22 protein-coding genes are annotated in these 25,115 nt (G+C 32.3%); 9 read left to right on the top strand and 13 right to left on the bottom strand.

Annotation, left to right across the window (positions count from 1 at the left end; translation table 11 throughout):
* Positions 1-152: 152 nt before the first annotated feature.
* Positions 153-1,301 (top strand): tyrosine-type recombinase/integrase, encoded by a 1,149-nt coding sequence (locus MHI40_RS22525; protein WP_340765786.1) that lies wholly within the window; start codon positions 153-155, stop codon positions 1,299-1,301.
* A gap of 143 nt (positions 1,302-1,444) precedes the next feature.
* Here MHI40_RS22525 and MHI40_RS22520 read toward each other — a convergent pair whose 3' ends face one another.
* Complete coding sequence (locus tag MHI40_RS22520; protein WP_340765783.1) at positions 1,445-1,822, bottom strand: tyrosine-type recombinase/integrase; 378 nt, start codon at positions 1,820-1,822, stop codon at positions 1,445-1,447.
* Between the two features lie 147 nt (positions 1,823-1,969).
* Here MHI40_RS22520 and istA point away from each other — a divergent pair, with 147 nt between their 5' ends.
* From istA to MHI40_RS22505, 3 genes are read left to right on the top strand one after another with little or no spacing between them, the layout of a single operon-like run.
* On the top strand, positions 1,970-3,520 hold the full coding sequence (gene istA / locus MHI40_RS22515) for an IS21 family transposase (protein ID WP_340765782.1): 1,551 nt from the start codon (positions 1,970-1,972) through the stop codon (positions 3,518-3,520).
* Positions 3,517-4,272, top strand: coding sequence for an IS21-like element helper ATPase IstB (istB, locus tag MHI40_RS22510; protein ID WP_340765780.1), 756 nt, complete (start codon positions 3,517-3,519; stop codon positions 4,270-4,272). Before istA ends, istB begins: the two co-directional genes overlap by 4 nt.
* The gene (locus tag MHI40_RS22505) at positions 4,269-4,469 is read left to right on the top strand and encodes a hypothetical protein (RefSeq protein ID WP_340765778.1); all 201 of its coding nucleotides are present in this window, start codon (positions 4,269-4,271) and stop codon (positions 4,467-4,469) included. The genes istB and MHI40_RS22505 overlap by 4 nt, the downstream gene beginning before the upstream one ends.
* Positions 4,470-4,618: 149 nt before the next feature.
* On the opposite strand, the gene MHI40_RS22500 is transcribed toward MHI40_RS22505, so the two are convergent.
* The 12 genes from MHI40_RS22500 to MHI40_RS22450 form a co-directional block, all read right to left on the bottom strand.
* Complete coding sequence (locus MHI40_RS22500; protein ID WP_340765776.1) at positions 4,619-4,945, bottom strand: phage integrase N-terminal SAM-like domain-containing protein; 327 nt, start codon at positions 4,943-4,945, stop codon at positions 4,619-4,621.
* A gap of 142 nt (positions 4,946-5,087) precedes the next feature.
* Positions 5,088-5,192 (bottom strand): hypothetical protein, encoded by a 105-nt coding sequence (locus tag MHI40_RS23475; protein ID WP_445678350.1) that lies wholly within the window; start codon positions 5,190-5,192, stop codon positions 5,088-5,090.
* 579 nt (positions 5,193-5,771) lie between these two features.
* Positions 5,772-7,082 carry an MFS transporter gene (locus tag MHI40_RS22495; protein WP_340765774.1) on the bottom strand — a complete coding sequence of 437 codons (1,311 nt, stop codon included), beginning with the start codon at positions 7,080-7,082 and terminating at the stop codon, positions 5,772-5,774.
* A 213-nt stretch (positions 7,083-7,295) separates the two neighbouring features.
* Positions 7,296-8,177 carry a hypothetical protein gene (locus MHI40_RS22490; protein WP_340765773.1) on the bottom strand — a complete coding sequence of 294 codons (882 nt, stop codon included), beginning with the start codon at positions 8,175-8,177 and terminating at the stop codon, positions 7,296-7,298.
* Positions 8,178-8,362: 185 nt separating this feature from the next.
* Positions 8,363-9,379, bottom strand: coding sequence for a methyltransferase (locus MHI40_RS22485; RefSeq protein WP_340765771.1), 1,017 nt, complete (start codon positions 9,377-9,379; stop codon positions 8,363-8,365).
* A gap of 481 nt (positions 9,380-9,860) precedes the next feature.
* Positions 9,861-10,463 carry a hypothetical protein gene (locus MHI40_RS22480; protein ID WP_340765769.1) on the bottom strand — a complete coding sequence of 201 codons (603 nt, stop codon included), beginning with the start codon at positions 10,461-10,463 and terminating at the stop codon, positions 9,861-9,863.
* A gap of 4 nt (positions 10,464-10,467) precedes the next feature.
* Positions 10,468-12,477: a glycosyltransferase gene (locus MHI40_RS22475; RefSeq protein ID WP_340765767.1), complete on the bottom strand. Its 2,010-nt coding sequence runs from the start codon at positions 12,475-12,477 to the stop codon at positions 10,468-10,470.
* 42 nt (positions 12,478-12,519) lie between these two features.
* Positions 12,520-13,947 (bottom strand): class I adenylate-forming enzyme family protein, encoded by a 1,428-nt coding sequence (locus MHI40_RS22470; RefSeq protein ID WP_340765765.1) that lies wholly within the window; start codon positions 13,945-13,947, stop codon positions 12,520-12,522.
* Positions 13,940-15,301 carry a B12-binding domain-containing radical SAM protein gene (locus MHI40_RS22465; RefSeq protein ID WP_340765762.1) on the bottom strand — a complete coding sequence of 454 codons (1,362 nt, stop codon included), beginning with the start codon at positions 15,299-15,301 and terminating at the stop codon, positions 13,940-13,942. Before MHI40_RS22465 ends, MHI40_RS22470 begins: the two co-directional genes overlap by 8 nt.
* Before the next feature lie 19 nt (positions 15,302-15,320).
* Positions 15,321-16,124 (bottom strand): hypothetical protein, encoded by an 804-nt coding sequence (locus MHI40_RS22460; protein WP_340765760.1) that lies wholly within the window; start codon positions 16,122-16,124, stop codon positions 15,321-15,323.
* A 52-nt stretch (positions 16,125-16,176) separates the two neighbouring features.
* Complete coding sequence (locus MHI40_RS22455) at positions 16,177-18,300, bottom strand: PEP/pyruvate-binding domain-containing protein (RefSeq protein WP_340766098.1); 2,124 nt, start codon at positions 18,298-18,300, stop codon at positions 16,177-16,179.
* A 66-nt stretch (positions 18,301-18,366) separates the two neighbouring features.
* Entirely contained in the window at positions 18,367-18,645 is a 279-nt protein-coding gene (locus tag MHI40_RS22450; protein WP_340765757.1) for a hypothetical protein, read from the bottom strand.
* Between the two features lie 132 nt (positions 18,646-18,777).
* Here MHI40_RS22450 and MHI40_RS22445 point away from each other — a divergent pair, with 132 nt between their 5' ends.
* The 5 genes from MHI40_RS22445 to MHI40_RS22425 all read left to right on the top strand — a co-directional run bounded on the left by MHI40_RS22445 (position 18,778) and on the right by MHI40_RS22425 (position 24,915).
* Positions 18,778-19,470 carry a phytanoyl-CoA dioxygenase family protein gene (locus tag MHI40_RS22445; protein WP_340765755.1) on the top strand — a complete coding sequence of 231 codons (693 nt, stop codon included), beginning with the start codon at positions 18,778-18,780 and terminating at the stop codon, positions 19,468-19,470.
* Between the two features lie 73 nt (positions 19,471-19,543).
* Positions 19,544-20,842, top strand: coding sequence for an alkaline phosphatase (locus tag MHI40_RS22440; protein WP_340765753.1), 1,299 nt, complete (start codon positions 19,544-19,546; stop codon positions 20,840-20,842).
* A gap of 91 nt (positions 20,843-20,933) precedes the next feature.
* Positions 20,934-21,164: an acyl carrier protein gene (locus MHI40_RS22435; protein WP_340765751.1), complete on the top strand. Its 231-nt coding sequence runs from the start codon at positions 20,934-20,936 to the stop codon at positions 21,162-21,164.
* A 270-nt stretch (positions 21,165-21,434) separates the two neighbouring features.
* On the top strand, positions 21,435-23,210 hold the full coding sequence (locus MHI40_RS22430) for an ABC transporter ATP-binding protein (protein ID WP_340765749.1): 1,776 nt from the start codon (positions 21,435-21,437) through the stop codon (positions 23,208-23,210).
* Positions 23,203-24,915 (top strand): ABC transporter ATP-binding protein, encoded by a 1,713-nt coding sequence (locus MHI40_RS22425; RefSeq protein ID WP_340765747.1) that lies wholly within the window; start codon positions 23,203-23,205, stop codon positions 24,913-24,915. The genes MHI40_RS22430 and MHI40_RS22425 overlap by 8 nt, the downstream gene beginning before the upstream one ends.
* Positions 24,916-25,115 lie beyond the last annotated feature (200 nt).

Here is a 25,115-nt window from a genome sequence, read left to right as displayed (position 1 = left end):
AACATAAACAAATGGAGTATTTTTTTATGTAGAGTGGAATCTTGTAATATTTTCAGATATATTAATGGTATAATAGAATGTAAGTTCGATAGATTATTATTATTGTATATTTTTAAATGTGTATAACCGAAGGTTAAAGGAGGGTAATAAATATGGCTAAAATAATGGGAATTGAAAAGCATAATTTACAAGTAGATGTATTCCGGAATTTAATTCAAAACAAAGAGTTAGTGTCCGATTTGCAAAAACAATTAGATGGAGCAGAAAAACGAAAAGAAAATGGTTTCTTGGATTTTTCGGATGTGGAGATATTAAATTGGTATTTGCATAAACGAAAACATTTAGATGAAAAGAAGGATCGGTCTGCTCGAACAATTATGGAGTATGGAAAAGAGTTATCTTTGTTTGTGAAGCATCTGCTCCAGTACGGAAATGAGATAGATTTAGATATTGCCTATATAATAGAAGGAAGTCTATTTAAAAGTTTGGAAAAGAGGCATTTACGAAGGTATCAAGAGTGGTTAGAAAGAGAGAGTCCTTATGTGAAAAAGAAGGGCAAGTATTCCCCTGCTACCTTAGACAGAAAGACCACTATTATTAAATCGTTTTTTGCTTATCTGCATAAAGTCGGCTATATTCAAGAGCCAATACATGAAGGATTCTACATAGCGGGTGTTAGAAAAGATGATAGACCGAATCGTGATTTAGGAGCTGACCAGGTTTTATACATGATGGACTCCTTTAAGGAGCAGCAGCACCCTATCATGTTTGCGATTATTCATATATTGACGACTACCGGCATTCGTAATGAAGAATTTTGCACGTTACAAGTACAAAGTTTGAAGGAAGATAAGATATTAGGGGGCTATACTTTAGAGGTTATAGGGAAAGGAAATAAAGCTCGGTCCATTCCATTAAAAGCTAAAGTTGTGAATAGCATTCATATGTTCCGTTACGCTCGTGGACTACCTTCAGTGGAGGAATCGAAACCTACTGATCCTTTATTTACGACCAATCGAGGAAATGCATATAAACCTTCCTATCTCTCACAATATGTCACAAAAGAGATTGCAGCATTGTATATGGAGCAGAAAGGCGAAGAAGTACGGTTAACACCCCATTACTTCCGTCATGCATTTGCTATTATCTCTCGCCTAAATAAAGTTGATGTATATAATATTATGAGAAGCCTAGGGCATGAACGATTAGAGACAACCGAGATTTACCTCGCGAAAACATTTGAGAAAGAAAACCATGCTATACATAAATGGAAGCCTGAATTATTTGGAGAGTATATATAATAGAAAGAATTCTTACAGATGAAGTAAATCTGCTCCATAGTACAGGGTTAACAACCTCCTTGGTTTCAGGATGTTACATCCATTCATCGTACACTTCCTACTGATCGTACAATTGGGCATACTGCTGAGTTGTTTGAGGGGTATCATGGCCCATTAGCTCCTTGGATGGCTTCCAGAGGCATACCTTTTTTCGCCAAATGTGCAGCGAAAGTATACCGTAACATATGAGGAGTTAGTCTGAATTCTAATCGATTGGAATAGTTTCTAAATTGCTCGTACGTATCTTGGTGGCGCAAGCGGTTAGTCGCCGCAGCATTCACAAATACAAAAGACAACTGATCTGTTCGACTATCTAAGTACGCTTTTAAATGTGTAGCACACATCGCAGTGAATAACACGATTCGACCTTTCTTGAATTTTCCCCGAGGGATATGAATACTTCTTTCCGACCAGTTGATATCAGATTGCTCCATAGCAGAAAGCTCGCCGAGTCTAACCCCAGTCGCATTGATTACCGCCATTGAAACTTACCATGCGTGACATCTTTTTTACCGCTAAATGCCAAGCGATGTACCACCGAATGCCAAAGAGTTTACCAATCTATTACCTCTGTATAATTAATGAGCACACCTACAGGTGTGACATTACTTATATGGAGGTATTTTTGTATGATTCACTATCGAAAGATACTGGAATTACAAGATGAGGGGATCAGCCTTAGAGGAATTTCCGCGAGTACAGGAAACTCTCGTCAAAAAGTAACAGAGATTTTAACAATTGCAAAAAAGAAAGGACTGGAATGTCCCTTGGAAGAAGAAATGACAGATCAATGGATAGAGGAATTTCTCTATCCTGAGAAAACATTGGAAGGTTCAGGACGGCAACCCTTAAACTTCGATCATATTCACAAAGAGTTAGCTAAGCCGAATGTTACACTTTCCCTCCTGCATTATGAATACGAATCTGAATGTAGATCAAATCATAGGATTCCATACTCCTATCGCAGTTTTGTGCGCCATTATAGTAAATATGCCAACAAACACAAAGCTACATTACGAATAAGAAGAAAGCCGGGAGAGATTATGGAAGTCGATTGGGCAGGATCTACATCGTCCATCATTGATAGAGATACAGGAGAATCGATAAAGGCATATATATTTGTAGCTACCTTGCCTTGTAGTCAAATATCGTATGCGGAAGCCACCCTGTCGATGGATCTAAGTTCTTGGATTACCGCTCACAATCGCGCCTATGAGTACTTTGGTGGCTCTACGCAAATCGTCGTGCCAGATAATCTGAAAGCCAGCGTAACAAAACATACTACGAGTGAATTGGTCTTGAATCCTACGTATAGGGAAATGGCTGACTACTACAGTACCGTAGTCATGCCTGCACGTGTCCGAGCGCCGAAGGACAAACCGAGTGTAGAAGGCGCTGTTGGTATCATTTCCACGTGGATTATCGGGGCCCTGCGCAACGAACGCTGCTTTAGTCTGGATGAATTGAATAAAGAAGTGTGGAAGAAACTAGAGGAATTCAACTACCGACCTTTCACACGTAAAGAAGGTTGCCGCATGTCAGCATTTGAAGAAGAGGAGAAATTTGCGCTTTCTCCTCTTCCATCTATGCCGTATAAAATGTCTCAATGGAAGACGGCAAAAGTGCGTCCTGATTACCATATCTCAACTGAAAGCATGTTTTACTCGGTTCCCTATGAATACATTAATCAACAGGTAGAATTGAAAGTTTCTGACGACCTCGTAGAAATCTTTTTCAACCACATGCGGGTCGCCTCTCATAAACGATTATATGGGAAGTTTGGTCAGTTATCTACTGTGCGAGATCATATGCCAGATAATCATAGATTGTATATGGATCAGACACCGGACGCAGCTATTGAATGGGCTGAAGGCATAGGTCCAGCAACTTTGAAGGTCGTTCAATATATTATGGATACTACATCTGTGGAAAAACAGGCAATACAATCCATATTCTCCTTAAAAAAATCGGAGCGCCGTTACACAAAATATGAAATAGAGCGTGCTTGTAAAATGATTACATCCATGACTAAAAGACCTACGGTCAAGAGTGTACAAGCTCTCCTTAAGAGTAATAAAAAGAGCGATGCGGAGCAAGAACTGAAACGCAACATAGAAATTAGCGAAACTAATTACGGCTTCACACGTGGAGCTTCTTACTATGGAGGGAAAGATAAATGATGAATGATCAGACGTTATCCAAATTACATGAAATGAAATTGAACGGTATGGCAGATGCCTATCAAGAACAGGCAAACAACAAGGAATTTCAGAAGATGAGTTTTGAAAATCGTTTCTCACTACTCGTAGACTTAGAACATTCCCGCCGGAAAAGTAATAGACTTCAACGCTTAATTAACTCAGCGAACTTTTTAAACTCGAATGCATGTATTGAGGACATAGAATACTACGAAGATAGAAGACTAGATAAGAATTTAATCTTGAAACTCGCAAGTGGTACTTATATTCTTGATGGACACAATATCATATTAAAAGGACCGACAGGTTCAGGGAAAACATTCTTAGCCAGCGCTTTTGGCGTATCGGCCTGTCGCCAATTTCATACTGTGAAATACATTCGGTTACCAGAGTTACTGGATGAGTTATCACTGGCAAAATTAGCGGCAGATGGAAGCTATCGAAGATGTATTAAAAAATATACAAAAGTTGATTTACTAATACTTGATGAATGGCTATTGACAGATTTAACAACAGATGAAGCCGCCATCTTACTAGAAATAGCCGAATCCCGTCACAAAGTTGCGTCAATTATTTTCTGTTCACAAATCGACCCGAGTGGATGGCATCTAAAATTAGGGAATGAAACAATTGCGGAAGCTATCTTAGATCGTATTGTCCATGACTCCTATCAAATTCTAATAGACGGTGACGTTTCTATGCGTGAGCGCCATGGATTGGGGTTATCTACATGATTCCGACAGAAGTTGAAAGTCGTATAGCCAAGTACTTTTTTCATAAGTATTTACCTGAGAAAGTGATGACGGAAATAGTTGATAAGCTATTACCTCAATGCGTAGAGATGGAGGAAGAGCTTTTAGACATTGATGAACTCGTTCGTTGGGCCATTGACATTATTGACGAGCAAATAGAAAATAAAAAATTCAAATAAAACAAGCAGCCATTGGAACCTATAACACTCCAATGGCTGCAATACTCAATTCTCCTGTTCATTGGTAATCAATCTGTCAGAGTGTGGTAAACTTCATGGCAAGTGGTGGTAAAAAAGATGTCACAGGTGGTACATTCTAGTGGCCGTAATCACGCATAAAGTAGCTCGATTAGGGCACGCTCCTTAACCATTTGTTCCAGTGTTAAATATCGGGGCATGGATTCCTCTACTTTCGGAAAAGAAATCCCTAAAGACGGATTTAGTGGGATTAAATCTTCATAAAAGGTTCTCAGTCCTATCAGCTTATCTCGAATGGAAGCGGGTTTGTAACCGTTTTCCATCAAAACGGCAAGCCAGTTCCGGATATCACGCTTTGTAATAACGTCGAATGCTTTTTCCGTGTAATCTACCAATTGTTTCACATGAGTACTGTATTGCTTCAGTGTTCTAAGTTCTATGCGGAATTGATAGTCCATCCGAATTTTTTAAGAATTTCTTCTATTTTCATATTTCCCCTCCTACCTATCCCATATACTTTCGGTACAAAGAGATTAGCTCGCGATTTGGTATATTGGCGTAAATTTTCTTTTTAAGATCCTCATGTCCTAATTCATCAATTCATCTGCAATAAACGAAAGCTCTGGCACCTTTAGCCAATAATTCTGTTGCAAAGGTATGGCGCAGACGGTGAGGATGAAGAGAACTAGAAAGGCCAGTCCTTATTCCCTTGATTTTACAACAAGAAATTTTTGGTCAATTAAAAAAAGCAACCTCTCACTTAAGAGTAGACAGCTTGCAACTAACTAATTAATATAGGCATGTAAAAACTTTAATAAACAAAACTAACAGTGCTGCGACTTGTCCTAAATTGCCTAATTGTACGCTTAAGTTCAAACGTAATACAAAAAACAATATATTCTAAAAAAACAGCAGATCAAAAACATTTTGGATCTGCTGTTTTTATATTATTAGTTTTAGCACTTACTTTATCTTTTGTAGTAAATCTTTAATATAATGATAATCCTCTTTTGTTTCTTTAATTTTTATTAACATTAATAATAAAAATAGCCCTACCTAATAAGTGATACAGAAACTTAACGGGATTTCCGCCCTCAATTTATTAACGTGTGATTCGAACCCATACTTTTTTATATAGTACATTTGTTGTCTGAAATCTCGCCTATTTAAAGCAGGGATTCTTCTTCATGTTCTATTCTAAAGTTTTTAATTAAAGCACCACACTACATTGAAGCCATATTTTCTGACTACCTTGCTTACCATCTACAAAGTTGGGATTATAATCTATGACATTTCAACCAGTGCTTTAGGTACTTTCACAAAAAAATAGGATACTGCAGCTATAAATCCAGCAAAAGCGAAAATAAGGAAGTTCATTGGACCTGTTATCCCCCACGATAATAAAAACCCTCCTAATATTGGACCAGACATGCCACCGATTCGGCCAATACCATTACACAATCCAAGACCAGTTGAGCGAATTGCAGCTGAATAATACTGCGATACAAATGCATTGGCAATGTTCTGAGTCCCCATTGTACAAGCCCCTGAAAGCCCCACTAGAATATAGACGGTAACAATGTTACTCTCAAAGCCTAATAAAGCTAAGCTGACCGAACCTAATAAGAAGAGAACTACCAACAGCTTTTTAGAATCCCAACTATCTGCAATTCGCCCAAATAAAAATGTTCCAATAATTGCTGTCGCATTCAAAACAATTAAAAATGACAAGCTGGAATTTAATCCATAACCAGATTTCATCATTAGGTTTGGCAACCATGTATTTAATCCATAAATCATTAGAAGGCACATGAAGTACGCGACCCAAAAGAGAATTGTATTACCCCTTTGGTTCTCTTTAAAAATAATTAAAGGTGAATTCATAATGGCTTCTCCAACATTACTAGCAGTAAACTCATTTTGAATGATATATCTACTATCGATTTTACGAATCGTTTTAGTTAATTGTTCAGTATCTCCCTTTAGCACTAAGAAGTTTGTGGACTCTGGTAAAAAAATAAAAAGAATTGGCACTGCAAGTAACGGTAATGCACCAATCCATAGAACAAATTGCCAACCATAAGTTGGTGATAAATTCATACTAATAAGTGGTGCGACTACACCGCCAATCTGCATTCCAGTTAGAACAATCGCAATTAATGTTGTCTTTAGAGCTTTCGGTGCATAATCTGTCATAAGCCCCACTGCATTAGGCAAGGCCCCACCTATTCCAATACCTGCGAAGAAACGGCACCATGAAAAGAAAGTAGCATTATCAGCAAAGCCGGATAGACCTGTAAAAAAGCTGAAAATAATTACACTGACAATTATAATATTTTTACGACCAAATTTATCAGCTAAAATGCCTAAAAGAATAGACCCTAGCATCATCCCAATTAAGCCATAACTAGCGATTGCACCCGCCTCTACTGTTGTAAGTGACCATTCATCTAATAGATAAGGTACAATTGAACCATATATAACTAAATCATATCCTTCTGATATTACAATGAATGTACACAAAAATAATATAATTAGATGAAACTTTTTAAATTTCGAGTTATCAATAATACTTCTGTAATTTCTTTCGTCCATTTAACCACATCCCTTTTAGACTTGTTTTCATTTACTTAGACAAACAAACTCTATCAAAAATAGTCAATAGATAGGTTAATATAAATTTAATTCGATCAGTATTTCGGTGCAATCATAACACATGACAAGTTACCTAAACTCCCCAAAAAGTTAATCAACATTTGATGTTTAGTATTTTTCATTACTTAATAAAATAGAAAGTGTAAGCATATTTCAATTTTTAACTCTAATAAATTCAGTGAATTTTTCAATACTTAGTTTCTCGAAATTCATACTTAATGAAGGAACATTCACAACATTTTCTAATATATTACATATATTTGATGAATTTTTTCCAACGTTTATTGGTAACCAAGGAGATAACGCGCTTGGTTCATTTTGTACTATATATTTTTGTAGATTATCCTTTACCTCAAATTTGTTTAATTTTTTAACATGAGGTTCGTTGCACTCAAAAATTATTGTGTTTATTCTTGTTTTTTTACATAAAACAAGATTGAAGATATTTGCAAAATCTTTTGGACTAATTTTGTAAGGATCATCAGTTCTATAAGAATAATTATTAGTAACTCTATTGTTTGTATTTTCAACTGTTAATAGTTCAGGTGTACCTTCCGCAAAAACATCTTGATTCTCTAAATGAATTATAGCTTTACTTAAGGTCACAAATACTGGGCTGTTTAACTTAATGAATTCAAATACACTAGAATAAAAATTTGCGCTTTTTCCTAAGAATAAAATACCATTATTACTATGGTTTATTATAAGAGAACTATTCAAAGTTAGTTTTAGTGGATCGTTATAAAGAATTTCCTCTCTAATAATTTTACCTAACACTTTGCCTATTAATAACTTGGAACTTATTATCAAAAGATTGTTAATATTTTTTTTGTCTTGCACTACAATACTACGGAAATAACTATTATAAGAGATAATGTAATTATCTTCTGACTTTGTACACCATTTTAGTTTTTTATTAGGGTAACCTAAAAACTGAAATGTCTCTACTCCACCTTCTAGAGAATCAAATAAATTAATTAGCTGCAGTTCGTCTAGAGTAAAAGCCTTTATCTTAAAATTCTTTTCTTCTAACAAAGAATTGAATTCGACAGAATAATAAGGCTCGAAATATCGTTTAAAATCTTGATAAAGTTCTTTGTAATTTGTTTCGATTATTATAGAATTATTAATTATAAAACATCTTAATATCGATGAAATATGAAATTTAAGATATCCTTCAATTATATTTATCACTTAAAAATTCCTTTCAGCAAAAATCGTTATACTGGACAAACTTCAAGAATAGATATATCCGCATTTGTTGAGATTACTCTTTGTAGCTTGAATCCTGTTGAAGTAAGCAATTTATCATATTCCATATTTGTTCTTTCCTTACCACCATAAAAAATTAACATTTCCAAATCCATAATACTATATTCTGTATGGTTTTTATTCTTTGGTAATATCTCAATTATTAGCAATTTCCCATTTTTAGGAATTACTCTTCTAATATTATTTAAAATTATAGAGGCGTTTGCATCATCCCAGTCATGCAAGATAGTTTTTAATATATACAAGTCACAAACTTCAGGAATATCTTTAAAAAAATCGCCGCTAATAAAATCGCATCTATCAAGCAGTTCACTGAACAATTTACTGCTTTCGGCTTTTTTAGAGGCAGACTTTTGATCATAATGAATGCCTCTGAGATTTATATTACTTTTTAAAATTTCTGCAAGTAAAGAACCCATTCCTCCTCCAATGTCCATGACCTTAAGATAATAGGAAAAGTCATAATTTTGTATAATAAAAGAGTCATGATAACTTGAAATTTCCCTTAATGATTCATGGTATTGATGTGAAAGATTCTCCCTCTCCATGTAATCAAATATTCCCATTCCATGTGCTAATTCGAAGGCTGATTCTTTATGATAAAGTGAATCTTTTAAACCAGAAAGTCCTATTCGCCCCCACTTTTGTCCTTTTAGGATAGCGTAATTGCGTAAGCTATGAGGGACGTTCGATTTTAGCAGCTGACCCATTTCAGTTAACGAGTACTCTTCTGAACTATTTGTCTCAAATAAATTAAGAGCTACCCCTATGTTCATTAACCTTATAAGTTTTTCACTTTTCATATCATCATCAATAAAACAATTGATTTTTTGGGGTTTTTCACTTAACGAATCGACGATACCTAATTCTGAAATAACCTTTATATATTCTGAAATAGATCCACCGAGAATCATTAATCTTAATTGCCATTCTGGGTTTTTGGAGTATTCTAACAATTTAATCATCCTTTGGCTTTGAAAGTAAAATTAACCTATATTTTCAATTTAATATTGATTCAGAAGGTAAAGACAAGATTTTTTTCTATCTTAAATCGTTTTTCCATTAAAAAAATATTTATTTTTTAACGACGGGTAAAATTTAATGTCTTTATATTTGTAACTGTATTAACCCACCAATAAGCCCACTCAGGAGAAATTTTCTCATTGTTGCTATTCCATTGATGTGATAACTGCATTTGGTTAAATAGCTAAAGGAGTATTAGGGTAGTTACAATGGGTAAACTCAAGTCATATGAACCCCCTAATTTTTTTACCATCAATATATCCTCTGTATTTTCTAATGCATTAATTCTACTTTTTTAAAATTTTCTAAAGAAATGGTTTACTTGTTTCATGTAATAGTTTCCATTAATTTTCGGGAACTTCTCTCATCAATTTTGTTGTTTTTCCGGTTTTACCCACTTGAAAGAAGTTTCACACTTATATTTTAATTTGTTTTTAACTTTTTAATCAATTTATTATAATAATCTTCGGATTCTGGATATTCCATCAATAATTTAACATTAAATAATTTTTTAATTATTATTTCATTAGTATTAGTGTCTACAAACTCAATAAACTGTTTATTCAGTTTATTTAATAAAAAGCCATTCCACAACTCCCAACTATTTTCTTTTAACTTGAATAAATGAAGGTAAATCCAGTCAAACCATGCTCTTGCAGAATGATCAATTGAACCTTGAATATGCGGATGGTGATGAATCATTTCACCAATAAAGGAATTACTAAACCTATAGTATTCTTTTGTGTACATAAGCATTTCATGCCAAATATCATCAACTTTTTCAGAAAACATTGTAACTTCTGGAACTAGAGCTTTTATTAAAAAAAACCGTTTCATTTCTATCCATCTAGACTCAAACATTTGATCACTAAGATTAGGATTTTTCTCTAAAACACGATATTTTATATATTCATAATATTCCTTTCCAATAGACTCTTCTAATTTTAATTCTATTTTTTTAATTAATGAGTTTTCATAGATATCCATGTCCGTAGAAAAACCTAGATTAACTTCATTTGATTTCATTTAATTACCCCTTTTTGACTTTCTCTAGAATATTATAATAGAGTAAATTTTTTTTCAATTTGTAATACCCAGAAATTTCTTCTTCTGTAACAACTTTATTTTTAATCAGTGCATTTATAAAAAGATTTTCTTTCTCTGTTAAATCAAGAACTTTATAAGACATTCCATTTGTTGAAATAAAAATATAACTCTTTCTTTCGGTCATTTTTATCCGTGTTGTTGTGTGAAAAATAAAATTATAACAATCAACTAGATTAGAGTTTAATGTTAGAATAATTGGTATATATCTTAAGCGGTACTCGTAGTTTTCTTTCTCTTTTATAAAGTTAATTCTAGTCAAATCACTTTGAAATTTATCACAATCTAAAGTATTGCTAATGAAAATACATTCTACTTTTCCACTTTCATAAAGAATTGCTTCTCTTGCAAAAAAATCTAATTTTTTCATTTTACTTTTCAGGAAAACAGAAAATTCTTTTGCGATATGGATGGGGTCATAACTGTTATAACTATAATTTCTAATCCAATCATTTATCCCCTCTTCTTGATTCAATTGCTTTAAGTATGTAAGGGATAAAGGAAAAAAACAAAAGATTATATAGATTTTTTCCGTAAAGGAGGTTAGATTATTTTGTTTTTCTTCATAATTGGACATTTCTAGAATAGATAAACGTTCAATATTTTTTATATACTCATCCCAGGAAGTAATTCCTAAGTTTTCCTCTCCAACTATTGAAATTTTTTCTTTTATATTCATAATTTTTTTTTGATTTACCATTATTATGTTGGCTAACTTAGCTATATCTTTTGGGTCTTCAAGGACTAAGCAGTTTTCATCCTTTTTAAAACCTTTTATTCTAATTTTATTGAACATTTCTTCTGAAAATATTGGACAAGCCCCACACATCGCTATTTCGAGAGGTGTTATAGGAGCATGAGTACTAATTGGAAAACCGCTTTCCAATAAACAAACTGCATCACAAGATCGTATAAATGTTGGAATTTTCCAAGGAGGAATTCCAGATTTTAAGATTAATAATTCTTTTTCAACTAATTCTTTAATTAACTTGTGAATTTCATTAGATTCGTCTATTTCGTCTGCAAGTATTAATAGGAGTTTTACTTTTTGCCCTTTTTGACTAATTAATAATATCGCTTTTAAAAGTTCCTCAAAGCCTTTATAATGATTATATTTTCCGTATGCACCTATTACTAATTCACTTAGGTCTCTCTTCTGGTATAAATAATCACCTTTTGAGTTAAATAATTCTTCAGGCAGCAAGGTAGGTGCAGGTATTGGGATTATTCTATGAATGGGAACTCCCATCGAAAGTACACGGGCAACTTTATCCCATGTTGTACTTATTAGAGTAGAAGTACTAAAAACATCTTTGAAACGGAATCCAATTTCAAATATATTAGATAGTCTCTCTAAGTCACTTCCAGCAAAATGTTGATACATAGGTATATTGTAATTTTTACTTAGTTCTGCAGCAACAGCACCATACGGTTCTAAATAACCACTAATGATAACAGACGATTTATATTTCTTTATAACACTCAATGATAATCCATATAATTTTGATTGCGACATTTTATCAATGGGAGTATGTTGATGTTTTCCTATAAACTTACCATCCTCCATAGAAGGTTCAATAAAATAAGTTCTTAAAAGGCCTCCCGTCTCATCAACATTAAAATTTAACCAACTTAAGTCATCATAACCCCAATTATTGTTAGTTAAATTATTTTCTGCTTCATTTGCATTTGTGATTACTCTTACCTTATACCCGCTCAAAGCCAATCTTCTTGCTCTCCAATACTCTTGTGTCGCTACTCCTCCAATAGTTGGAGGGAATTTAGTAATAAACAGTATTTCCTTGTTCCAATTCCTTGTAAAGTTGACGTCTAAAGAGGTTGGATTAGATAATTTATATTGCACCATAAAATTTTTCAAAAATTCTTCGTAGTTTATTTGGATTGATTCCTTATTCGTTTTAGGATATGACTTCATTTTTATCTCCTATTATTTAAAATAATATTTAAATTCGGTCTTTTATTTTAATACACTTTCCATTAATTCCCTCTTGTTAATTTTTCCATTTGAAAGTCTTGGGAAATCTTCTAAAGTAATTACTCTAAAGCCTATAGGGCTTATGGTTTCATATAAAAGGTTATTTATTTTTGTGTTTGTATTGTTTTCACCTTGAGGTAATATTACAAAAGTATATAGTATGGATGTTTCCTCTCTGTATACTAAAGAACAGTCTTTAATTGATAGTTCTTGCTTAATTATATCTTCTAAATGAAATAATGAAATTTTTCTACCACTTGCTTTAATTACAGAATTTAGCCTTCCCTGATGATGGATGATGCCATTTTCATCTATAGAAGCCATATCATTTGTCTTAAAGTATCTATCGTTAGTTAAAGGGGATGGTCCATTATCCCTCCAATATCCTCTCATACACGATGCACCTTTTATTAATAATTCATTTGTCTCAGGATCAACTTTTACTGAATAACCAGGCAGTGGTGTACCTAAAGTATTCATATTATTAAGTGCATAAGCTTCAGGTAGAGTTATTACAATTCCGTTTGTTTCCGTACTTCCCCATGCTACAGTTAATTTCTTGTTAGTAAGCTCGAAGAATTTTTTCCTTAAGTTAATATGTACATTCTCTCCTCCTGTTAAAACGAATTTGACATTCTCCCAGTCATCTGGATTGTCACATAGTTGCAACAGGGAGTTTATCGCATTAGGGGTTGCAAGTATTTGGGTAACATTATTTTTAGATATTTGCTTTTTAAAGTTTCTTAAATCTTTTGTTGTCAATAATAAAGATTTGGCACCAGCAATGAGTGGACGGACAAACAATTCATGTGGATGCATATCCGATGCAAAAAGGCAACAATAACAATCTTCTTCCATCAGAGGAAAACGGATATTTAATTGTGTAGCATTATAGATAATTTGATAATTACATGTTTTAGTTGCTTTAACCTCTCCCGTTGTACCTGATGTTAAATTAAAATAATTATAATCATCAATATCTATAGGTAAAGAATTAGTTATTTCCTTTATTCTACTAATAGATGTCTTATATTCGAACTTAGATTCAGAATCGTCCAAAATAGTTATCAAAAACTTATCATTGTACACATTTATTATATAGTTTGCGTCAGTGAACCGAATTATTTGATCTGTTTTTTTGATAAAACTTTTGTCAAATGGGACTGGTACTACGTTTAGGCCTAACCCCAAAGATGAAAGGTAAATAACAACTAGATTTATACACTTCTCCCCAGAAATTGCCACTGTATCCCCTTTTTTCAGACCTTTGCTCTGTAAAAACTTTTGAATATCAATTAATTCTAATTTCAATTCTCCATAGCTAATTGATCTACTTGAGTCTATTAGTGCTATACTACTTTCTCTAGAATTCGCCCAATAATTCACATATGAAATTAAAGTTTTATACATTAATAAGCCCCACTTCCACGTCCAAATCACGTTTCAAAACAACTTCTTTAGCATTAGGGAATAAATACATATTCATTTTTTTGTATTCTCTGCGCCAACTAGTTATTTTTCCTAGGTTAGTAAATTTCAAGAATTTTTGATCTAGATGAGTAATCACATAATCAAAACATTTTTCGTCAAATGGCCAAAAAAGTGGCTGAATCATATCCTCTTCGTTAATTTCTGATAAATCAGCCAATCTACTTCCCGGAAGTACACGCATTCCAAACGAGAAGAAAAATTCTCCTCTTCTAAAATATTTATTTATTAAGCGGCATGTTTCCTTAATTGAATCTTCATTTTCACCGGGCCCTCCAAATAGAAATAATCCCATTAATGAAACGTTCCATTCTTTACAATTTTCAATAAAGTCAATGGCTTGTTTTTGATTAAATCCTTTGCGCAATTCACTTAGCATTTTAGGATCAAATGTATCAAATGAAATCATCAACATATTACATCCTGACTTAGATGCTAATTTTATGAATTCTAAATTAGTTGTTGGTTTAGCATATGCTGACCACTTAAAATCAACTAAATTAAGTTCGATAAGCATTTTACATATGTCTTTTGCATGTGAGAGTGAAATATTAAATAAGGAGTCAGTAAAAAAAATCTCTCTTACACCCATATTGTACAATTGCAATATATCATTTCTTAGAATGGTAATTGGTCTCGTGATATTTGTCTTGTTATCTATTTTACCGTAAGAACAATAAACACATTTCATTGGGCACCTACCACCACATCTAGTCGGTAAACCGATTTGTTTTGCACCCAAACTTAAATATATTTTGACTAATTTTTCATCAAATTGAATCTCAAACGGCAAAAAGTTTTCAATCAATCTGAAATTCTCATCCAATTTTTGGGTGTGGTTTTTAATGGCCTCAAATAAATCTTCTTCCACATTACCTGTAATACCTACATCAAATGGTAAGGTATTTTTTAATCCCTTATGGTAAACAGAGTAACCGCCGCCACCTAGTAAAATGAGTGCGGACGGGTTAATTTTTTTAGCGTTATTGACTATTCTAGTCATAATTTCGTTATAATACGGAAAGTAATATTTACTGTCCAATTCCATTGAGTCTACATTCCGTAGCGAAAAAGCAATACTATCGAACTCTTCTTCATATAGAAAATTTAAACTATTAAAATTATCTGGAGATAAATGAAAGTCCACAAACTTTACTTCAACTCCAATTTGATTTAAATAAGACTGTACATATACTGCACCAATCGGAAATACAGGTTCAAATTCTAGATTCGGAACTGAATTTAAGTTAATTAAAATTACTTTGAATTTACGCAAAAAGTTCACTCCTTTAATGTTAAACCTTTCTTACTAAACATGTATTCTCGTAACCCTTTTGATAAGTTTTAGGATGGCATGACATTAATCTCATAAGCGTAATTTTTCGATTTTGCTCCAAATTTATTTTTAATAATTCAATATCATTATTTTTAATAACTTCTGAAACTAAAAATTGAAGACCATCCATTATATCTAACCCAATAAGGCTTGAGAGAGTAAAGAAAATTTCAAGCACATTTCCATGAACAGACCAATTTATTGCTGCTATTATTGCATTTTTTTCTTGTAATACCACCCAATTATCCCCTTCACCTTCAGGTTTTATGGGTAGAGAATCAATAAATGAGCTTTTGGTATTTAGTAAACTTTTTATATTCCGGTAGTCTTCGGAATTACCTAATCTCCATTTAATTTGATTTGCTTTAGGTATTATTCTCAAACTATTGATTCCATTAATATCAAAAATAAAACGATATACAAGAAATGGATATTGGCTAAATCCAAGTCTTATAAGGATAGGAGTCTTATTAGATAAAGGGTGAGTATCCCAAGCAATTACTCCGATACACCCACGGTGTGATAAATCAGATATTGCATATTTAACAAGTTTATTAAGCAACCATGGATCGGAATTTTTTTCTGAAATAAATACTCCAGCTAAGAAACCCCAACCTTCAATAATAATACTCCTATGAAATCCAGTAATTACTCCCTCCTCTTCACAAATTATCCAACGAAATTTTTTGTAATTCAGTTCATTTAATTCAATATCAATGGTACTTTTATAATTAAAGGGAATGTTTAATTTTTTTAATTTCATCGTATTTAACTTATCTCCTACAAATATCCCAATTAAATCAACTCATTCTCTTTTATATTCTTTCGATAGTTCCTTTTTTTCCGTTCATCCTTACTTTATCCCCATTTTTTAGTATGCTCATTACATTATTTACAGCAACAATAGCAGGAATTTGAATCTCTCTAGCAAATATTGCTCCGTGTGATAAAAAACCTCCTATTTCAGTAATTATTCCTGCAGCCGTTATTAAGTTGTAGGATAAATTAGGCGTTAATACAGGGGCGACTACAATTGAATTGGCAGGTATATTTGAGTATTCATTTCTATCCAAGGAATTTTTCACAATATAAACAACACCTTCTATTTCACCTGCTGAAACACCCACCCCTTTTATTATTCTGTTATTTAGAATTCTATTTTCTTCTTTTTCGGCTTTTGCATTTAATATTGGAAATGGAAGATGTTTTTGTGACTCTTTAAAATTTAAAATTCTCTCTTTGACATCTTTCTTAGTTGTATCATCGTTAACTAACATGTCCTCCAGTTCATTAACTTGAAGGAAAAAAACATCATTAACCGTATCAATTAACTTTTTACGTAGCAGAACTTTCCCTATTGCAAGCAAAATTTTTCTGGTGCTAGCTGCTCCCTTTTGTAAAAGGTAGTCGTCGTCTTCAGTCCGTTTTAAACAATATCTATAGACTTCAAGAATTTCATAGAACTCTTCTTTTTTACTTTCTGGTAATTTATTTCTAATTTCTTCCGCGTATTCTAACCATCTTACTTTAGTTTTAATTGATGAAGTAAAATTAGAATTAATCATTTTTTTGACTCGATCTAGTAATATATCTGGTTTTTCACTCAACGTATGCAAATGAATAGATACTGGATATGGTACTTCATAACCAAATTCCTTAAGAAAATTTATAAAATTAATAGAATTATTCAAGAAATATTCTAGGTCTTGGTTAATGTTTCTCTTTACATCAATTAATACTTTATTTAGCGCTTCAATCTTTAAAGACGTTAATGTACCAAGTTCAGTTGATAAACTAGATAAATGGTAATCTATATTAGTATTCTCACCATTTGCTAATTTAATAAAATCAATAATTTTACCTGAAGCTTTTCTTCTTTCCATCATCCAATTTCTATCCATATATACATTTGTAAATTCCCGAAAAACCTTTCTTACTTGAAGTAACTCTACCCATAACTCCTTTTGAGTATGAGTTAAGATTTCTTTTTCTAATAAATTATCAAAGAAAGGTTCAAAAGTGGATTTTATAGTTTCCCAATCTTTTTTGACATCAGTAAAACTATTGCTTGTTGTATCAGAAATATTATTTAACATCTGTATATATGGATAGTTGTCGAAAAAAATAGTATCCCATTGTCTAGACTTAAATAATCCAGCAGGATCCAACTCTTGAATTAATGGGGCAACTGGCTCTGTACATTGATCTAGGAGAAACCATTTACCACTCAATTTCTGCCTAATTTTTTCAATATCCTCATATTTGTATTTTTTAAAACTTGTTGTTACTGGTCTAACTTGTAACCAATATATATCATTATCCTTTATACAAAACTCCATATCAATTTCATTAACAAATTCACTCTTCACACGCTTAACTGTACTAACAATTTCCTCTACAACCTCTACCTTTAACTTTTGTGGAGTATTATTCCACTTATTTTCTTTAAAAATATATGGATTAACTAAGCCCCCCACTATATTTTCGCCGCGACCTTCTCCCAACTCTATTACTATATCTTCTTGATTAGAAATAGGATTACAAGAAAATACAACACCTGAATAATCAGCTTCAACAAATGCTTGAATAATTACTGCCATTTCCTCTTGAATAGAATCATTAGATCCAATTACTTCATAAACAGCAGATGGTAGGTTATTCGGATGATTAATAATGATTGTTTTATATTTACCTGCCTTAGAAACATTATTCGTATCTTCTGCTATTGATGAAGACCGGATAGCCCATCCGTTTTCTGAAGGTATAGTGGTTTGCAAGTCATTTGCTAATAAAACTAATTCGGAGTAAGTAATCTCTTTTAAGTATGAAGTTGTTAAAGTTATAAATTTGGGAATCCTTAAGTCCATAGTTTCCAATTTTTTAAGATTAAATGATTTATTTCCAATTTTGTTTTTATTCTTTTCCTCTGCATTAACCATGTAATCCACATTTACCTCCAAATAAACATAAGGAGTGGCATTAGATGTCACTCCTTAGTTAAAATTTTATGTTCCTGTAGGTGTTGTGCAGCATGAACTAGCCGCTACATTGATTTTTGAGACGTCTACCTTTTCAGAGATTTTCTTAATGACAAGGTCATAGAATTGTTTGTCCTCACTTAGTAATGAAGTGAATTCAGCTAAGTTCATTCCGATTTCCGAATCTTCTAATGCAACATGAGGATTCTCTGCAAACTTAGTAATGAATTCTTCATCATTCAATTTATTAATTAATTGCGATATTGAGGGACTCTCATTTATCAAATTTAATTTTGTTTCTGCCATATTATCACCTCCTTTTGATTAATATAATTATATAATACTTTCTACACTCTGAAATTACAAACATTTCATTATATTTGATATAATCTGATAATTAATATATTCTTAAATTATTAAAAACTAGGAGGCATTATATTGGATCAAAATTTAAAAATGTTTTATGAAGAAAATGGTTACTTAATACTCAATAACTACTTTTCAAAATTTACAGTTAAGGAATTAAAAATAGAAGTAAAAAATATTTTTTTTACTGGTAGAGAAATGAAAAGTCGAGTTTCTCTTGATGTTGATAAACTTAAGAAACAGGGTGTTTTTATAGGGCTTTCAAGAATTAGTTCATTGTACAAAGAAACAGTAAATGATTCTAAATTGATTGGTCTATTAAATGAAATTTTAGGTGAAGAAATAAAGTTTGTAGATGATAAAGTTGTTTTTAAGGATGCAAAAACAGATTTTGGTTCACCTTGGCATCAAGATTGGCATTATTGGAAAGGACAACATAAATTTTCCCTTTGGATTGCATTGGATAATGTCACTTTGGAAAATGGTTGCCTAAAAGTGGTCCCTGGTTCCCATAAGAACAAAATTGAACACGAAGATATTGGTGGGGATGGTTTTTCGAAATGGATTCTTCCCGAAAATATAAATGAGCAAGACGTCGTATCGCTACCAGTTGAAGCGGGGTCTATCATCCTATTACATGATTTGTTATTTCATGCTTCTTTACCTAATAAAACCGGAGAAGACCGATGGGCTTTTATACCAACATATCAATATTCCTGGAGTTTTAGGGATATATTTGAAGGGAAAATTAAATCACAGAGTTGATTTTTTCTGGAGAGTTGTTGTGTATTTTTGTTTCAATGTATACAATCTGATATCAAAAGGAGAAATGAATGAAATGTATTTAAATAAAAAACTATTTCTTATTTTCTTAGTTACTATTCTTTTAATTGCAGTTAGCTCAGTGGATAAGAATACAGCATACGGTAATAAAGATATGCCCTTATCCAAAGGCCATCCCAAAAACGTAATATTAATGATTGCAGATGGTTATTCTACCGCCTATGCAACTAATTATAGGTTGTATAAAGATCAAGAATCACTATTAGACCCCTATCTTTCAGGGATGGTTAAAACATATTCCGCTAGTTCAGAGATAACAGACTCCGCGGCGGCTGCCACTGCGCTTGCAACCGGATATAAAACTTATAACGGTAGAATTAGTACATCTATCGATGGAAAACCGTTAAAAACTATCATGGAAGCAATAGAAGATGAAGGAAGAAAATCAACTGGTCTAGTAGCAACAACTTCCGTAACAGATGCAACTCCAGCTGCTTTCGCGTCTCATACGGGTGTGAGGGCAGATCAGTATGAAATTGCTCCTCAGTTAATCGCCAACGATGTTGATGTACTTCTAAGTGGAGGAAAGAAATTTTTCCCTGATTCACTAATAGAAAGCGCAATAGAAAAAGATTATGTATTTATCTCAGATCGAGACCAATTGTTAAATTCTAATTCAAATGAAAAGTTACTTGGTTTGTTTTCTGAAGAAAATATGGCTCCTGAATTAGATCGAGAGGAAACCAATCAACCAAGTCTCGCTGAAATGACATTAACAGCGATAAATGTTCTAAATAAGAATAAGAATGGATTTTTTTTAATGGTTGAAGGTAGCCAAATTGATTTAGCAGGTCACTATCACGATGCAGCTTGGGCTATGCAAGATATTGAGTCGTTCGAGAAAGCGTTTAGTGAAGTTATGGATTTTGCCAAAAAGGATAAAAATACTTTGGTAGTTGTCCTAGGAGATCATGATACAGGTGGTATGTCAGTGGGAGGTTATAACAAATTCGGTTCTAATATTGAAATTTTAAGAAATGTTACTGCTTCTGGTGATTTTATGGTAAATAAATTTTCCTCCACTAAAAACAATATTAAAGAGGTAATAAAAGAGTACACCAATATTACTTTAACTGATCAACAGGTAGATAGGATTAGTACTTCTACTAACCCTTCTGCTGAAGTTAATAATATCGTATCTGAATATGCTTTAGTAGGCTGGATAACAGGTGGGCATACAGGTGTAGATGTTCCACTTTATACTTATGGTCCTAAATCGGAAAATTTCAAAGCTGTTCTTGATAATACAGACATTCCTAAATTAATATCAAAAGCAATAAAATTAGAATTTTAACTATTTATTAATTTATAACGAATGGGTGTTTTTCAATTTTCAGTTTAGTACATCCATTCGTTAGTTAAATAATGATTCATCGGGAGGAAGTATGACAGAAGAAGACTTAATTACTTTATTAAAGAACGAATTCAACGTACATAATAAATTTCATAAAGATGATAGATTGAGTGCATTGGGCCTTGATAGCCTTGAAATAATTTTACTTATAGTTAAGCTTGAATCACTACTTAAAAAGAGTATAACTGACAAAGAAATGGAAAACTTATCAACAGTTGATGATGTATTACAACTAGCAAATGAAAAGTTACTAGAAGAATAAAAGCTGAACTTAGAGTGCTACCCCAAAAAAGTATTCTTCGAACGTTAACTAATTTCCCTTATAACGTATAACCCTGGCGATGAAGGATAAGACATTTCTTAAGAGTTACCATTATTACACCTCACTTTTTATAATCTTTTTCACGGGTAACTCTCCTATTATTAGAAGTAGATTGATGTAAACTACTCTAAATAAAATAGTGATTTCCGCGGAGGCTTTCGGCCTAGATAATCTTAAGCTGGTGTAAAAAGAGCAAAAAGGTGAGGTTAAATGAAAACAAACAATCCTGTATATTCTGAGGAACAAAGTACTTTTAAAGTATATCTTTGGTGCTTATCATTTTTAATGCCCATAAAATTTTCCGTTTATTTTTTAATTGTACTTAGCTTAATAATATCTTTCTCAGAACTGCTCATCCCTAAACTAATCCAACAACTAGTTGATAAAGTTTTTCCTTCACAGGAGTTTAGCCTTCTATTCACTACTCTATTGATATTTACTTTTTTATTTATAATAAAATTTTCTGCAGAAACAGTAAGTCAAATACTAAAAATAAGAATACAAGAAAAAGCTGTTAGCCATATACAAGAGAACATGATCCACAAAATGCTTAGTTTAGGTTTGCCATTTATAGAAAATAATCCAACAGGACAACTATTACCCTTATTCAATACAGAGGTAGTGGCTATTCAAAAATTATATCGTTATTATTTTCCGGAGTTAATAAAAAGTATACTTTTTGGAATTATTGCAGTGATTTTAATGATAAACATGAGCTGGTTACTAACTCTAGTCATTGTCCCTTGTTTTTTATTGTACTATACAATCGGTCCCTATTTAGATAAACAATCTTCTTACTCTGCAAAAGAGTACTCTAACAGCGAAGTGACACTTGGGCAAAAAATCTATGAGAGTATATCGGCAATAAGAGATATTAAGGTATCCGATACTGAGGATTGGAATCACAGTCAGCTTCGTTCTCGAATAAAAGAAAATATTAAATGGAGTAATAAAAGTTTCTTTTTTTCCTTTTTAAGAGGCTCGATTCGACGTTTTAATTACCATCTTGGAGCAATAGCTCTTTTTATCATCGGCTCATACCTAATCAAACATAATCAAATTACCATTGGAGAGTTTGTCGCTTTTATTCTAATATATTTTAATACGATGTGGAGACTTACCAGAATTATCACGATATTAACAGAACAAAGTATACTTATGCATCGTGCAGAAAAATTGTATACATTTTTAAAGATGTCTATATATTCAAAAGAAATGGAGAGTCAAGACAATATTCCCGTATTAAATGGGAATATTTCTTTCCAAAATGTTTCTTTTTCATATGATGAAAAAGTAGTCTTCAAAAATATAAGTTTTGAAATAAAAAAAGGTGATAAAGTAGCTATTGTTGGAAAAAGTGGCTGTGGGAAGTCAACTTTATTAAAATTAATAACTCGCTTTTATGATCCTATAATTGGGGACATCATGTTTGATGGAAAGTCTTTCCGTTCTCTAGTAGTAAAAGATATCCGCTCGCATATTGGCTTTGTTTTTCAAGAACCATTCTTATTTGGAACCACTATTTTTGAAAATATACTTTTTGGAAAGCTGAATTCTACACCAGAAATGGTTATTAATGCAGCAAAGCTTGCTTATATACATGATTTTATCTTATCATTACCCGATGGCTATGAGACCTTTATTGGTGAACGAGGAGTAAAATTATCGGGAGGACAAAAGCAACGGTTAGCTTTAGCACGGGTTTTTTTAAGAAATCCGTCACTTATTATCCTAGATGAACCAACTTCTGCATTAGATAATATAACTGAACACAGTATTAAAAAAGCACTGGATTATCATTTTCGAGATAAAACAATTATTACCGTAGCTCATCGTTTAAATACAATACGTAATTGTAATAACATAATTGTTTTAAATCAAGGTGAAATAGTTGAACAAGGAACATATGATGAACTTTATGAAAAAAAGGGGCATTTTTACAACTTGACAACAGAACCTACCAGCTTGGAGGGTGAGTATGGATAATATAAAATGGATTCTATCTAATATTAAACCCAATGTGTTTATGTATATAATGACTATATTTTTAATAATTTTAGAGTCTGGTACTTACATATATTCAATTCGGATACAGCAAAATATAATTGATACTGTTATTATTCATGGACAAACTAACGAATTGCTTGGCTTACTGATAATTATTCTAGTATGTTATATTACTTTTTCTATTTTATATGTTATAAATCCTTTACTACAAAATAAAATATTCGGCTCAATTAAAATGAAACTTATATTAAAGTCAACATTGTATTTTCACAACCTACCCATAGAAATTCAACAAAAAAATAAAAGCGGTAACTACGTTCATCATTTAACGAACGAAATACCACTTGTTTCTAAATTAATTGGCTTCGATAGTTTAGATGCCATCAAACATCTGACAACACTAGTTGTTGTAAGCACCATTATCATACAAATTAATTCCTGGATGTTCATTGTTATTATAGTCTTTTCTGCTTTTTATTTTTTAAGCGGTAAGAAATTTTCGAAGCAAAGAATGACTTTACAAAAGGAAATTCAAACCAATAAATCTTCATTGGTGTCCTTTTTTGAGGAAGCAATCTCTTCTACAAGAGATGTGATTAGTACAAATAATGAACAATGGCTTATCAGTAGATACTCAAAAGTATTTTTAAAATACTATAAAAGTGTTTTATGGGATGGTAAAATCCTTGGAAGGCAAATTTTAACTCAAGAGTTTTTTTCTACCTGCGCTTTCCTTCTTATTTTAGGGTTAGGTGGCTATTTTATATTTGTTGGTGAAATCACTATTGGAATGTTGGTGGTAATTTACCAACTTACCTCAGAACTAATAAGTGCCTTTCAAAATTCTTGTAATGTGATAATAAATATGGTAAGTATGACAACCATAATTGAAAAGGTTAAGAATCATTTAGAAATTAAAACCGTAAATAAGAGAGATAGAACAATTCAAGGAAAAATTGGGGTGTTATCATTAAACAGGGTTGTATTTAAACATGACACAATGAAAGAACCTATTTTGAATCATCTCACTTTAAATTTTCCATTAGGAAAAAAAATTGCACTAGTGGGCACTAGTGGAAGCGGTAAATCAACCATAGCCAATCTACTAGTAAGGTTTTTCGAACCTCAAGGGGGAGAAATTAAAGTCAATGGCATTAATTTAAATCAACTCTCAAAAAAAGATTGGATAAATCGGGTGAGTATCGTTCTGCAAGACCCTTATTTATTTTCAGAAACTATAAGAAGTAATATTTTATTAGGCAGGGAATGCACAGATTACCAATTAACAGAGATTTGTAAGTTAGCCTGTATTCATGAGTTTATAAGTTCACTTCCCCTAAAGTACGATACAATTTTAAGTGAAAGAGGTATGACCTTGTCAGGGGGGCAAAAACAAAGAATTGCAATTGCACGAGCTTTAATACGCGATAGTGAGATTCTTATACTAGATGAAGCCACCTCTGCTTTAGATTTAGATACAGAGAAGAAAATTCAAAGCAATATTGATAAACAAAGATCTGGAAAGACAACAATTGTAATCGCACACCGACTTTCAACAGTAAAAAATGCAGATGTTATTATAGTGTTAAAAAATGGTCGAGTGATTGAGACTGGACAACATAATGAATTAGTTAGCCGAAACACTTACTATAAGAAATTAATAGAAACTGAATACTCGGCTTGAATTAAAGTAATATACTCCCTGTTTATCAATGCCATTATATATTTTCATTTTCCATATAATCCTTATCTATATTTGGTTAATTAATATAAGGCGCCCTACGTATATAATAAAGGAGATTGTAATTGAACATAAATATAAGTTGTTGAAAAGGGAGTTTTTAAACCTCCTCTTTTCATTTTTTTCTTTTAAAACTGTCCCTC

The organism is Psychrobacillus sp. FSL H8-0510, from assembly GCF_038008345.1.
GTDB lineage: Bacteria > Bacillota > Bacilli > Bacillales_A > Planococcaceae > Psychrobacillus > Psychrobacillus psychrotolerans.
This window is presented reverse-complemented; position numbering and strand designations above follow the sequence as displayed.

Bases quoted from the DNA above. Each gene is read 5' to 3' on its own strand.
- MHI40_RS22520 (WP_340765783.1), bottom strand. From the start codon at position 1,822: ATGGCGGTAATCAATGCGACTGGGGTTAGACTCGGCGAGCTTTCTGCT.
- MHI40_RS22500 (WP_340765776.1), bottom strand. From the start codon at position 4,945: ATGGACTATCAATTCCGCATAGAACTTAGAACACTGAAGCAATACAGT.
- MHI40_RS22470 (WP_340765765.1), bottom strand. From the start codon at position 13,947: ATGTATAAAACTTTAATTTCATATGTGAATTATTGGGCGAATTCTAGA.
- MHI40_RS22485 (WP_340765771.1), bottom strand. From the start codon at position 9,379: ATGATTAAATTGTTAGAATACTCCAAAAACCCAGAATGGCAATTAAGA.
- MHI40_RS22525 (WP_340765786.1), top strand. From the start codon at position 153: ATGGCTAAAATAATGGGAATTGAAAAGCATAATTTACAAGTAGATGTA.
- istB (WP_340765780.1), top strand. From the start codon at position 3,517: ATGATGAATGATCAGACGTTATCCAAATTACATGAAATGAAATTGAAC.
- MHI40_RS22505 (WP_340765778.1), top strand. From the start codon at position 4,269: ATGATTCCGACAGAAGTTGAAAGTCGTATAGCCAAGTACTTTTTTCAT.
- MHI40_RS22430 (WP_340765749.1), top strand. From the start codon at position 21,435: ATGAAAACAAACAATCCTGTATATTCTGAGGAACAAAGTACTTTTAAA.
- MHI40_RS22475 (WP_340765767.1), bottom strand. From the start codon at position 12,477: ATGAAGTCATATCCTAAAACGAATAAGGAATCAATCCAAATAAACTAC.
- MHI40_RS22435 (WP_340765751.1), top strand. From the start codon at position 20,934: ATGACAGAAGAAGACTTAATTACTTTATTAAAGAACGAATTCAACGTA.
- MHI40_RS22425 (WP_340765747.1), top strand. From the start codon at position 23,203: ATGGATAATATAAAATGGATTCTATCTAATATTAAACCCAATGTGTTT.
- MHI40_RS22455 (WP_340766098.1), bottom strand. From the start codon at position 18,300: ATGGTTAATGCAGAGGAAAAGAATAAAAACAAAATTGGAAATAAATCA.
- MHI40_RS22450 (WP_340765757.1), bottom strand. From the start codon at position 18,645: ATGGCAGAAACAAAATTAAATTTGATAAATGAGAGTCCCTCAATATCG.
- istA (WP_340765782.1), top strand. From the start codon at position 1,970: ATGATTCACTATCGAAAGATACTGGAATTACAAGATGAGGGGATCAGC.
- MHI40_RS22460 (WP_340765760.1), bottom strand. From the start codon at position 16,124: ATGAAATTAAAAAAATTAAACATTCCCTTTAATTATAAAAGTACCATT.
- MHI40_RS22480 (WP_340765769.1), bottom strand. From the start codon at position 10,463: ATGAAATCAAATGAAGTTAATCTAGGTTTTTCTACGGACATGGATATC.
- MHI40_RS22495 (WP_340765774.1), bottom strand. From the start codon at position 7,082: ATGGACGAAAGAAATTACAGAAGTATTATTGATAACTCGAAATTTAAA.
- MHI40_RS22440 (WP_340765753.1), top strand. From the start codon at position 19,544: ATGTATTTAAATAAAAAACTATTTCTTATTTTCTTAGTTACTATTCTT.